General features: G+C 56.9%; 11 protein-coding genes. 4 read left to right on the top strand and 7 right to left on the bottom strand.

Going from position 1 to position 11646, the window contains the following annotated elements; genetic code table 11:
- Positions 1 to 9 precede the first annotated feature (9 nt).
- Positions 10 to 1095 carry a TIGR00730 family Rossman fold protein gene (locus EAO82_RS06860; RefSeq protein ID WP_096347467.1) on the top strand — a complete coding sequence of 362 codons (1086 nt, stop codon included), beginning with the start codon at positions 10 to 12 and terminating at the stop codon, positions 1093 to 1095.
- Here EAO82_RS06860 and EAO82_RS06855 read toward each other — a convergent pair.
- From EAO82_RS06855 to EAO82_RS06845, 3 genes are all read right to left on the bottom strand, one after another.
- On the bottom strand, positions 1055 to 1498 hold the full coding sequence (locus EAO82_RS06855; RefSeq protein ID WP_096347466.1) for a regulatory protein RecX: 444 nt from the start codon (positions 1496 to 1498) through the stop codon (positions 1055 to 1057). The genes EAO82_RS06860 and EAO82_RS06855 overlap by 41 nt on opposite strands.
- Before the next feature lie 11 nt (positions 1499 to 1509).
- On the bottom strand, positions 1510 to 2556 hold the full coding sequence (gene recA / locus EAO82_RS06850) for a recombinase RecA (protein ID WP_096347465.1): 1047 nt from the start codon (positions 2554 to 2556) through the stop codon (positions 1510 to 1512).
- A gap of 146 nt (positions 2557 to 2702) precedes the next feature.
- Positions 2703 to 3224: a CinA family protein gene (locus tag EAO82_RS06845; RefSeq protein WP_096347464.1), complete on the bottom strand. Its 522-nt coding sequence runs from the start codon at positions 3222 to 3224 to the stop codon at positions 2703 to 2705.
- A gap of 111 nt (positions 3225 to 3335) precedes the next feature.
- Between EAO82_RS06845 and mutS the strand changes: the two genes are divergently transcribed.
- Entirely contained in the window at positions 3336 to 5912 is a 2577-nt protein-coding gene (mutS, locus tag EAO82_RS06840; protein ID WP_231703302.1) for a DNA mismatch repair protein MutS, read from the top strand.
- Positions 5913 to 6070: 158 nt separating this feature from the next.
- Entirely contained in the window at positions 6071 to 6394 is a 324-nt protein-coding gene (gene fdxA / locus EAO82_RS06835; RefSeq protein WP_096347463.1) for a ferredoxin FdxA, read from the top strand.
- A 525-nt stretch (positions 6395 to 6919) separates the two neighbouring features.
- On the opposite strand, the gene groL is transcribed toward fdxA, so the two are convergent.
- The 3 genes from groL to EAO82_RS06820 all read right to left on the bottom strand — a co-directional run bounded on the left by groL (position 6920) and on the right by EAO82_RS06820 (position 9552).
- A complete protein-coding gene (gene groL, locus EAO82_RS06830; RefSeq protein ID WP_096347462.1) occupies positions 6920 to 8563 on the bottom strand; it encodes a chaperonin GroEL in 1644 nt (547 codons plus the stop codon).
- A 51-nt stretch (positions 8564 to 8614) separates the two neighbouring features.
- Positions 8615 to 8908, bottom strand: coding sequence for a co-chaperone GroES (locus EAO82_RS06825; protein ID WP_022964075.1), 294 nt, complete (start codon positions 8906 to 8908; stop codon positions 8615 to 8617).
- A gap of 194 nt (positions 8909 to 9102) precedes the next feature.
- A complete protein-coding gene (locus EAO82_RS06820) occupies positions 9103 to 9552 on the bottom strand; it encodes an FxsA family protein (protein WP_096347461.1) in 450 nt (149 codons plus the stop codon).
- Between the two features lie 232 nt (positions 9553 to 9784).
- Between EAO82_RS06820 and EAO82_RS06815 the strand changes: the two genes are divergently transcribed.
- Positions 9785 to 10543 carry an SDR family oxidoreductase gene (locus tag EAO82_RS06815; RefSeq protein ID WP_096347460.1) on the top strand — a complete coding sequence of 253 codons (759 nt, stop codon included), beginning with the start codon at positions 9785 to 9787 and terminating at the stop codon, positions 10541 to 10543.
- A 78-nt stretch (positions 10544 to 10621) separates the two neighbouring features.
- On the opposite strand, the gene EAO82_RS06810 is transcribed toward EAO82_RS06815, so the two are convergent.
- Positions 10622 to 11635, bottom strand: a complete 1014-nt coding sequence (locus EAO82_RS06810; RefSeq protein WP_096347459.1) for a DUF481 domain-containing protein — start codon at positions 11633 to 11635, stop codon at positions 10622 to 10624.
- Positions 11636 to 11646 lie beyond the last annotated feature (11 nt).

The following is an 11646-nucleotide window of genomic DNA, read 5'->3' as shown; positions in this document are numbered from 1 at the left end:
GAGCAATAGATGAGCGATGAACTGGACCCCGTAGATTATCTTAGCCGTCATTGGCAAACCGGCGGCAGCGGCCTTCAGCAGAAGGTCGATGAGCTGGTCGAGATGAGCGCGGGCAAGAGCGAAAATGCCGCGCTGTACCGTGACATGATTCTCGACGTGATCCGCATGGCGCAGGCCGACCGCAACCGTTGGGACGCCAAGATCATGCTGCAAACCATCCGCGAGCTGGAGCAGGCCTTTGCCCGCCTGGAGCTATTCAAGCGCCGCCGCAAGGTCACTGTGTTTGGTTCGGCCCGTACCCACGCTGACAGCCGTATCTACTCCCTGGCCCGGGAGATGGGCAGCATGCTGTCTCGACACGACTATATGACCATTACCGGCGCTGGTGGCGGCATCATGGCCGCCGCGCATCAGGGCGCCGGTCTGGATAACAGTTTGGGGTTCAACATCACCCTGCCCTTCGAGCAACGCTCGAATGATGTGGTGCACAACACCGATCACGACCTGCCGTTCAAGTTCTTCTTTTTGCGCAAGCTGTTCTTCGTCAAGGAGGCCGATGCGCTGATCCTCTGCCCTGGCGGCTTCGGGACGCTGGATGAAACGCTGGAGGTTCTGACACTGGTCCAGACCGGCAAAAGCCCAATGGTGCCGATAGTGCTGCTGGATGTGGAGGAAGGGACCTACTGGGAAGGACTCTTGCAGTTCTTCCGCGAACAGCTGAGCGATCATGGGTATATCCATGAAAGCGACTTCAACCTGATGAAACTGGCCCACTCACCGCAAGACGCGATGCAGGAGATACTGCGCTTTTACAGCAACTACCACTCCGCCCGGTGGAGCAAGGGACGTTATCTGCTGCGCATGCATCGGCCACTCAACGAACAGGCCATGACGCAGATCAGCAAAGAATTCTCAGCGCTATCACGCAATGGCAGTTTCAATCAGGACGCTTGCGCGACCGGGGAGGAAGAACCGGAGTTGTGCGCACTACCGCGTCTGAGCTTTCCCTTTAACGGGCGAGATCATGGCCGGTTACGGGCTTTGATCGACCTTATCAATCGAGAGGAAAATCAGGAAAACCGCGATACTGCATAAAGCGCAACTGTTTGGCGCGCTCCTTAAGGTCCTGCGCCGGGCCTTCGGGGAAGCGCTTGGCAAATACCTGTTCGGCACTTTCCGCCCAATCCCACTGAACCGCTTGCAGATAACTCTCAACCAGGTGCTCGGCGACCCCTCGCTCACGCAATTCTTCACGTAACCGCTGGGGGCCTATGCCGCGCTGACTGCGCGCATGGATGTAGGCTTCGCAGAAGCGCTCATCGCTAAGCAGGCCATCTTCCTCAAGCTGATCCAGCGTGACTTCACACACCGCTGCGGAAACGCCGCGCTGCTGCAATTTGCGCAGCATTTCACGGCGACTGTGCTCACGCCGCGCGAGCAAATCCAGCGCGCTGCGGCGTGCCTCCTGCGGCGTTTCCAGCTGAGTGCGACCGAACATGCCTGAACAGCTTACTCGGCAGCAGCGTCAGCACTGGCTTCAGCCGCTGCCGTGGCCTTGGGGTTGGCCGGCTTGGGTAGCAATTTATCGCGAATGGCCTTTTCTATTTCGTCGGCAATCGCCTGGTTCTCTTCCATGTATTTGGCGGCGTTGGCCTTGCCCTGGCCGATCTTGCTGCCTTTGTAGCTGTACCAGGCACCGGCTTTTTCGATTTCGCCGATCTGCACACCTAGGTCAATGATCTCGGCATTGTGGTAGATACCCGAGCCATACAGAATCTGGAACTCGGCCTGGCGGAACGGCGGTGCGACCTTGTTCTTGACCACCTTGACGCGGGTTTCACTGCCGACTACCTCATCGCCTTCCTTCACCGCACCGGTACGACGGATGTCCAAACGGACGGAAGAGTAGAATTTCAGCGCGTTACCACCGGTAGTGGTCTCCGGGTTACCGAACATCACGCCGATCTTCATGCGAATCTGGTTGATGAAGATCACCAGACAGTTGGCATTCTTGATGTTACCGGTGATCTTGCGCAGCGCTTGGGACATCAAACGAGCCTGCACGCCAACGTGGTGGTCACCCATCTCGCCTTCAATTTCAGCCTTGGGCACCAGAGCAGCAACCGAGTCGATAATGATCACGTCAACCGCATTGGAGCGTACCAGCATGTCGGTAATTTCCAGCGCCTGCTCACCAGTGTCCGGCTGAGATACCAGCAAATCATCGACATTGACGCCCAATTTGGCCGCGTATTCGGGATCGAGTGCGTGCTCGGCATCGACGAAGGCGCAGGTGGCGCCTTGCTTTTGCGCCTGGGCAATAACAGACAAGGTCAGCGTGGTCTTACCCGAGGATTCCGGGCCGTAGATTTCGACCACACGCCCCCTGGGCAGACCGCCCAGACCCAGCGCGATATCCAGACCCAGCGAGCCAGTGGAAATCGACGGGATGGCCATACGCTCATGGTCGCCCATGCGCATCACCGCGCCCTTGCCAAACTGACGTTCAATCTGACTCAAAGCCGCAGTAAGCGCCTTCTTCTTGTTGTCGTCCATTGTGCATCCTCTTGGTGTAGCGGGCGCCTGCGCGCTCGGTCAACGATAATGTCTGTAATAGCTGCGGTAATAGCTTCTGCTAAAACTACTGTATATATGGTCAGTATTATTCCACAGAAGTTTGCCGCCGCCTACCCCTTGTTTCGTTAACCTGAGGACTGGCGCACAGCGCGTCGTTCGATCAACTTGAGCAGCCCCTCTAGCGCGTGCAGTACGGTTTGCGCGCGTACCTCACGGCGGCTTCCCTGCAATCGCTTGCACAGGCTCAGCGTCTCGCCGCCCTTTGACGTCCAGGCAAACCAGACAGTACCTACTGGCTTGTCAGGCGAGCCGCCATCCGGGCCGGCGATACCGCTGACCGCTACTGCCAGATCCGCCTCGGCCGCGTCCAGCGCGCCCAGGGCCATGGCTCTGACCACCGGCTCGCTGACCGCGCCATGTGCGGCCAGATCTGCTTCGCTAACGTTCAACCAACGTGCCTTGCTGTGATTGGCGTAGGTGACAAAACCGCTGTGAAACCACGCCGAGCTCCCGCTGACTCGCGTAATGGCCTCACAAATGCCACCGCCAGTGCAGGATTCCGCCGCCGTTACCAACAACCCTTCACGCCGCAATGCATTACCCAGGCGGGCCGCAGCGGAGTCGATCAACGGGTCATATTGAGACATGCCATCTACCTCTTAATTTTGCGCTTAAAAGCTGGCCACGCTTTGCGTAGACTAGGCGGCCAGTTGTTCGACCATCTATATACCTATGCCTACCACAGACCAGGGAATTGCATGAGCCGCGCCGAGAAATCCGCCAGCCACACACCCATGATGCAACAATATTTTGGGCTCAAACAGCATCATCCCGAACAGTTGCTGTTCTATCGCATGGGCGATTTCTACGAGCTGTTTTTCGACGATGCGAAAAAGGCCGCCAGACTGCTGGATATTACCCTGACCGCCCGCGGACAGTCAGGTGGGCAACCCATTCCAATGGCCGGTATCCCCTACCATGCCGCCGAAGGCTACCTCGCCAGGCTGGTCAAGCTCGGCGAGTCGGTGGCGATCTGCGAACAGATCGGCGATCCGGCTACCAGCAAGGGACCGGTAGAACGCCAGGTAGTTCGCATACTTACCCCCGGCACGGTCAGCGATGAAGCCTTGCTCGATGAACGGCGCGACAACCTGCTGGCAGCCCTGGTAGGCAGCGAACGCGGCTTTGGCCTGGCCACGCTGGATATCAACAGCGGGCGTTTCTGCGTCATGGAGCTGGCTGGCTGGGAAACCCTGCTCGGCGAACTGGAGCGTTTGGCGCCTGCTGAACTGCTGATCCCCGATGACTGGGAAAGCAACACGCCGATCGAGCGCCGCCGCGCGGTACGTCGCCGCGCGCCCTGGGAGTTTGATCGCGACAGTGCATTCAAATCACTGACTCAACAATTCGGCACCAAGGATCTGGTCGGCTTTGGCTGCCAGGATCTGAAGCTGGGCCTGGGCGCCGCCGGTGCGCTGATGAGCTACGCCAAGGAAACCCAGCGCACCGCCCTGCCGCATATTCGCGCGCTGACGCTGGAACGATTCGAAGACAGCGTCATTATCGACAGCGCCAGCCGACGCAATCTGGAAATCGATTGCAACCTGTCCGGCGGTCGCGACAACACATTGCTGGATGTACTGGACCACACCGCTACCGCAATGGGTAGCCGCCTGCTGTGCCGCTGGCTGAATCGCCCATTGCGCGATATGGCGGTATTGCAATCGCGCCAAGGCAGCATCAGCACACTGCTGGAACAGCACTACCATGAGGAGCTGCAACCGGTACTCAAGGGCATTGGCGACATTGAGCGGATACTGGCGCGCATTGCGCTGCGCTCAGCGCGTCCTCGTGATCTGGCACGCCTGCGTGATGCGCTGGCTACCCTGCCCAGCCTGCAAACCGCGTTGCAGCCGTTAGACACCGCTCACCTGCGCCGTTTGGCTGAGCAGGTCGGCACCTACCCAGAACTGGCCGAGCTACTTGAACGAGCGGTGATAGAAAACCCGCCGGCAGTGATTCGCGATGGCGGCGTGATCAAGCCCGGTTACGATGCAGAACTCGATGAGCTGCAAAATATCAGCGAGAACGCCGGCCAGTATCTGATCGATCTGGAAAACCGCGAGCGTGAGCGGACCGGTCTCTCCACCCTGAAGGTCGGCTACAACCGGGTGCATGGCTACTTTATCGAACTGTCACGCGGCCAGTCGGCCCAGGCCCCGGCGGATTACATACGGCGGCAGACGCTCAAGGGCGCCGAACGCTTTATCACGCCGGAACTGAAAACCTTTGAAGACAAGGCCCTGTCAGCACGCAGCCGTGCGCTGGCCAGAGAGAAGTCGCTTTATGAGGAACTGATCGACCGGATCAACCTAGACCTTGCTGCGCTGCAAGACACCGCCAGCAGCCTCGCCGAACTGGATGTGCTGGCTACCCTGAGTGAGCGCGCCAGCACGCTGGATTATTGCCGCCCGCAGTTTATCGAGGGCTCGCAGATGCACATCCAGCAAGGCCGCCACCCGGTGGTGGAACAGGTGCTGGACGGTCCCTTTGTGGCTAACGACCTGCTGCTCGATCCAGATACGCGGATGCTGATCATCACTGGCCCGAACATGGGCGGTAAATCGACCTACATGCGCCAGACCGCGCTGATCGTGTTGCTAGCGCATATCGGCAGCTATGTGCCCGCTCAGGCAGCGGAGCTGTCGCTGGTCGATCGCATTTTCACTCGTATTGGCTCCAGTGACGACCTGGCCGGCGGGCGTTCGACCTTCATGGTCGAGATGAGTGAAACGGCCAATATCCTGCACAACGCTACCGATGCCAGCCTGGTACTGATGGACGAAGTTGGTCGCGGCACCAGCACCTTCGACGGCCTGTCGCTGGCCTGGTCTGCAGCCGAGTACCTGGGTCAGATCCGCGCCTTCAGCCTGTTTGCGACCCACTATTTCGAACTGACCAGTCTGGCCGACACCGATCCGGGCGTCGCCAACGTTCACCTGAATGCCACCGAGCACAATGAACGCATCGTGTTCCTGCACAGTGTGCTGCCAGGGCCTGCCAGCCAGAGCTACGGGCTGCAGGTGGCACAACTTGCCGGCGTACCCAAACCGGTTATCGACCGCGCTCGCGAACACCTGGCGCAGCTCGAGCAACAGAGTCTGAGCCAACAGGCGAGCACTAGCGGCAAAGCCCCGCACATTCCCCTGCAAAATGATCTGTTCGCCAGCGCTGCGCATCCGATGGTGGATATATTGCGCGGTTTGAAGCCGGATGAATTAACGCCCCGCCAGGCCCTCGAACTGTTATATCAATGGAAGTCCGAACATGCGTGATATCAGTAAATAATAGCTATTTGCATTAACCCACTACTAACAGCCGACAACATCGGCAATTATTAATGCCAGCCTGTACCGGCCTGGAAAAACTGCTAGACTACGCGCCATATTTCGCGCCATATTTGCGACCGCCTGATTCGGATGGAGACCCGACCATGACTTTTGTTGTTACCGACAACTGCATCAAATGCAAGTACACCGATTGCGTTGAGGTCTGCCCTGTCGACTGCTTTTATGAAGGCCCCAATTTCCTGGTAATTCACCCGGATGAATGTATCGACTGCGCGCTCTGCGAGCCGGAATGCCCCGCTAATGCTATCTTCTCGGAAGACGAAGTCCCGGAAGACATGCAGGAATTCACCGAGCTGAACGCCGAACTGGCGGAAGTATGGCCGAACATTGCCGAGAAGAAAGAAGCGCTGAGCGATGCCGAAGAATGGGATGGTGTCCCGGACAAGTTGCAATATCTGGAGCGCTAGGCGTTCAGGTAAGAACTTGCTCATAGAGAGGCTGGCCACGCGCCGGCCTTTTTATTGCAGATGGTTTAATGCTGCGCGACAATACATTTGAAAATCGATAAATTTCAGGCAAAAAAAGGGGCGGGATAGCCCGCCCACTCTTCATTCCTTATTTGGCATCCTTGTCCAAGTCATCCTGACTTTATCGTCCTGATCCCTCCCTGAGTTCAGCTTCCTGCCGAACGGCGTTTTCCTTAACGCTTAGACACATAATATCTGGTTACGTTTCCCGCACAAGCCCCGCGAAACTGAGGGGAACTAATCGTAAAAAAGATGACACCTTTTTAAAACAACAGGTTAACTATAAAAACAGGGCCAATTGCCATTCCACGCACAGCACATTGCCGATATAGCTTACGCGAGCTGTAGGAAAACGCTTACACGGAGCTCTTGTTCATAATCGCTTTATCCGCTGAAACAGAACAGACAGGCAATAAAAAAGCCCGACCTCTTGCGAGGCCGGGCTTTTGGTTACAGGGACTGCAATTACATCATGCCGCCCATGCCACCCATACCACCCATGCCGCCCATATCAGGCATTGCGGGCTTGTCTTCCGGCAACTCGGCAATCATCGCCTCGGTGGTGATCATCAGGCTGGCAACCGAAGCTGCTGCCTGCAAGGCACTGCGAGTGACCTTGGCGGGATCCAGGATACCCATCTCGATCATGTCGCCGTATTCGCCAGTCGCGGCGTTGTAGCCATAGTTGCCCTGACCGGCCTTGACCTTGTCCAGCACAACAGAGGCTTCGTCGCCAGCGTTGGTGACGATCTGGCGGAAAGGTGCTTCCACAGCGCGACGCAACAGATTGATACCAACGGTTTGGTCGTCGTTATCGCCGGTCATGCCGTCGATCGCCTGCAGAGCACGTACCAGGGCAACACCGCCGCCAGGTACAACACCCTCTTCAACCGCAGCGCGAGTAGCGTGCAGAGCGTCTTCAACGCGGTGCTTCTTCTCTTTCATTTCCACTTCGGTAGCAGCACCAACCTTGATAACCGCAACACCGCCAGCCAGTTTGGCCAGACGCTCTTGCAGCTTCTCGCGATCGTAATCGGAGGTGGTGTCTTCAACCTGCTTGCGGATCTGACCAACGCGCGATTCGATATCAACCTTGGCACCAGCACCGTCGATAACGGTAGTGTTGTCCTTGTTGATCTGAACGCTCTTGGCTTGACCCAGGTGCTCAAGAGTGGTGTTTTCCAGGCTTAGGCCGACTTCTTCGCTAATCACGGTACCACCGGTGAGGATAGCGATATCCTGCAGCATGGCCTTGCGACGATCACCAAAGCCAGGCGCCTTGACGGCGGCAACTTTGACGATACCGCGCATGTTGTTCACAACCAGAGTAGCCAGCGCTTCGCCTTCAACATCTTCAGCCACGATCATCAGCGGACGGCCAGCTTTGGCAACGGCTTCCAGAGTCGGCAGCATTTCGCGGATGTTGGAGATTTTCTTGTCGACCAGCAGGATATACGGGTTATCCAACTCGGCAGACATGGTCTCAGGCTTGTTGACGAAGTAAGGAGACAGGTAGCCCCGGTCAAACTGCATGCCTTCGACCACTGACAGCTCGTTGTCCAGACCGGAACCTTCTTCAACCGTGATAACGCCTTCCTTGCCAACGCGATCCATGGCTTCAGCAATGATCTTGCCGATGGATTCGTCAGAGTTGGCAGAGATGGTGCCTACCTGGGCAATGGCCTTGGAATCGGCACAGGGCTTGGCCAGTGTCTTGATCTCGGCGACGATGGCAGCAGTGGCTTTATCGATACCGCGCTTGAGATCCATTGGATTCATGCCAGCAGCAACAGACTTCAGACCTTCGGTAACGATGGCCTGAGCCAGAACGGTAGCGGTAGTAGTACCGTCACCTGCGTCATCGTTGGCGCGTGAGGCAACATCTTTAACCAGCTGTGCGCCCATGTTTTCGAACTTGTCTTTCAGTTCGATTTCCTTGGCAACGGTTACGCCGTCTTTGGTAATGATTGGCGCGCCATAGCTGCGCTCGATCAGTACGTTGCGGCCCTTTGGCCCCAGAGTGGCTTTTACCGCGTCGGCGAGGATATTGACACCAGCCAGCATCTTGTTGCGGCCGGAGATACCGAATTTAACTTCTTTAGCAGCCATTTTCGCTTTCCTTTAATCAGTTCATACAGAGAGTGCGGGTAATGCCTGTAATCAGGATTCCAGCACGCCGTAAATTTCGGACTCGCTCATGATCAGCAGATCTTCGCCGTCAATCTTGATGCTGCTGCTGCCGGAATAAGGGCCAAATACGACTTTGTCACCCTCTTTCACAGCCAGCGCACGCACTTCACCGTTGTCCAGCAAACGGCCGGTACCCACGGCTACCACTACCCCGGTGTTCGGCTTTTCTGCGGCTGAGCCAGGCAGAACGATACCACCAGCGGTTTTTGTTTCTTCTTCGCTGCGACGAACGACTACGCGGTCGTGTAACGGACGAATTTTCATCGTTGTGAGTCTCCCAATGTGATGTGAATACCGGCAAGCCGGGGTTTCAAGTTAAATCAGGGTCTTGCGACCCGAAGGACGCGCCGTAGGCAACGTCACTGTTCCGTTCAGCTCCCGAAACGGGCGCTTGTCAAAACTGGTGTTGCGTTAATGGGGCCCTGAACGGCAATTTCAAGGGAACCCCGAAAATTTTTTCACTGTTGGTCGATGTGTTTGTCACGCTGGGGAGCGGCCTCGTCACCCGGTTTCCACTCGCCTTCGATGACGGTGTGGCCATCGCGCGTCCAGGCCTTGGGGCCGCCAGGCTCACCAGGAAGCGGCTGGCCGCGGTGGCGCCAGGCCAGGACCAGGCAAACCAACGCGGCGGCATCAGTCAACACGCCGGGAATAACCAACAAGACACCCGCCAGCACGCCCCACATGCCGGACTTGAGCACGATCAGCGGCGAGCCGGTCTGCGACATCTGCGTTTGCAGACGCTGGACCATCACCCAGCCCTGGCTCTTGATCACCAGAACCCCAACCACGATGGTACCGAGCACCCATAACAGCGTTAAGCCAACGCCAATGGCCTGCCCCAGAATAATCAAACCAGCCAGTTCAATGAACGGGATGGCTAGTAACAGCAAGCGAATGAAAGGCATGAAAACCTCGGATAATAAGTTTGAATTTAATATATGGGTCCGACATGGTTCGGTTTCAACCCATCCTGTCGGTCTTCAGCTTTGATTAAGGTTCAGGGTTGGTTTCACGGCTCGGCTCAAGACTTGCGCTCAAAAAATGACCAGAACGGCTTACCGGGTATTCTAAAATGCGCATGACTCGGGCATGCTTGCGCCGGATTATTTTTCCCATTGGCTTCGAGGAGTGCCAAGCATGCAAGTAAAAGACAGTGTGATCATCATTACCGGCGGCGGTCAGGGCCTGGGGCGCTCCATGGCCGAATACCTGGCAGGCAAAGGCGCCAGACTGGCCCTAGTCGACCTCAACCAGGAACGCCTGGACGAAGCCGTCGCGGCGTGCAAAAGCGCTGGTGGTGATGCCCGCTCGTATATCTGCAACGTCGCCAATGAGGAGCAGGTAGAAAGCATGGTCAGCCAGGTCGCCGAGGACTTCGGCGCGATCAACGGCTTGATCAACAATGCCGGGATCTTGCGTGACGGGCTGCTGGTCAAGGCCAAAGATGGCCAGATACAGAAAATGAGCCTGGCGCAGTGGCAATCGGTGATCGATGTCAATCTGACCGGCGTGTTCCTGGGCACCCGTGAAGTCGCAGCGAAAATGATCGAGCTGGGGAACAAAGGCCTGATCATCAATATTTCCTCGATTTCTCGCGCCGGCAACATCGGTCAGTCCAACTACTCGGCAGCCAAGGCTGGCGTTGCCGCAATGACCGTAGTGTGGGGCAAGGAGCTGGCACGCCACGGCATTCGCGTAGCGGGAATTGCCCCAGGCTTTATCGAAACGGAAATGACGGCCGGAATGAAGCCCGAGGCGCTGGAAAAAATGACCTCGGGTATTCCGCTGAAACGTATGGGCAAGCCAGAAGAGATCGCTCATTCGGCTGCTTATCTGTTTGAAAACGACTATTACACTGGTCGGATTCTGGAACTGGACGGCGGCATTCGTCTCTGAGCTACTGCACTAGCCAGCGTGGTAAGAAGGCCTGGCGCCTTCTTACCCGTTGTTTTCCCAAACTGCTTAGCAGCTAACTTACCAACTAACCCCTAGACCAAAGCGATAGCGCTTGTCGTTGATGCTCTGATCGTTGTTGCCATCCAGATAGTCCCACTCGGCCAAGAGGCTCAGCGATGCCCAGCTGTTCAGCAGGTAGCGCACTCCGACCTCCGCATCCACTACGAAATTGATTGATGGATCATCCGGAAACAGCGTTTCAGCGTTATGCAGGAATTCGAAGCGCTTGCCGTAGATAAAGCGACGCAGATCCCATTCGACGCCCAGGGCGTTGAATATGTCTTCGGTACCGTCACGATTCTCCAGGCGTACATGGTCGATCCGTGTCGAGGTTTCGAAGCGGCCCAATGCGTTATTCCACCACTCGTAGCCAGGGCCCATACCCAACTGTTTGCGGCGTTTTACTTCACTGACATGATCGCGCTGATAGCTGGCGCTGGTCTGCCAGAACCATTGTTCGTCGAAAAACCAGCTCAGATCATAATCGGTCTGCCAAAGATGGCGGCTTTTCACATCGTCACGGTAATCGCGCTCGAACTCGCCACCCAGCACATGGCGCCAGTCACCGTGACGGGCGCGCGTGTCAAAAGCCATATCCAGGTCACGTTGCTCGGTATCCGTGTCCTTGATATCCAGCGCAGCCGTGGCGTTGCCCTCCCACACCCAGTCTTCGATCAGCGGCTGCGGCTCAAGCATCTGCTCAATAGAGCTGATCTCCATCCTGACCGGTTCCGGCTCACCGTTGACGACCATGATCGCGCCCTCTTCTGCGGCCGTTACCGCCAGAGCCCGCTCAGCCTCGCCCACCGACTTGATCAGCAATGGGTTATCGGATTCGAATGTCTTGATATTCTTCACATCGACATTGAGGTTGCCAGCCATGGCGGTCTTCATGATCAGCTTGCCGCCTTCGAGCAACTCGATCGTGCCAGTGATACGATCACCGTTCTTGAGCCAAAGAGTATCTGCCAGGGCGTTGGCGGACAGGCACAGCGAAGCGACCATAACGGGAATCAAACGGAAACAATACATCGGAAAAAACC

This window comes from Halopseudomonas pelagia, from assembly GCF_009497895.1.
Taxonomy (GTDB): domain Bacteria; phylum Pseudomonadota; class Gammaproteobacteria; order Pseudomonadales; family Pseudomonadaceae; genus Halopseudomonas; species Halopseudomonas pelagia_A.
The sequence above is the reverse complement of the archived record's forward strand: the minus strand, read 5'-3'. Positions and strand labels throughout refer to the sequence as shown.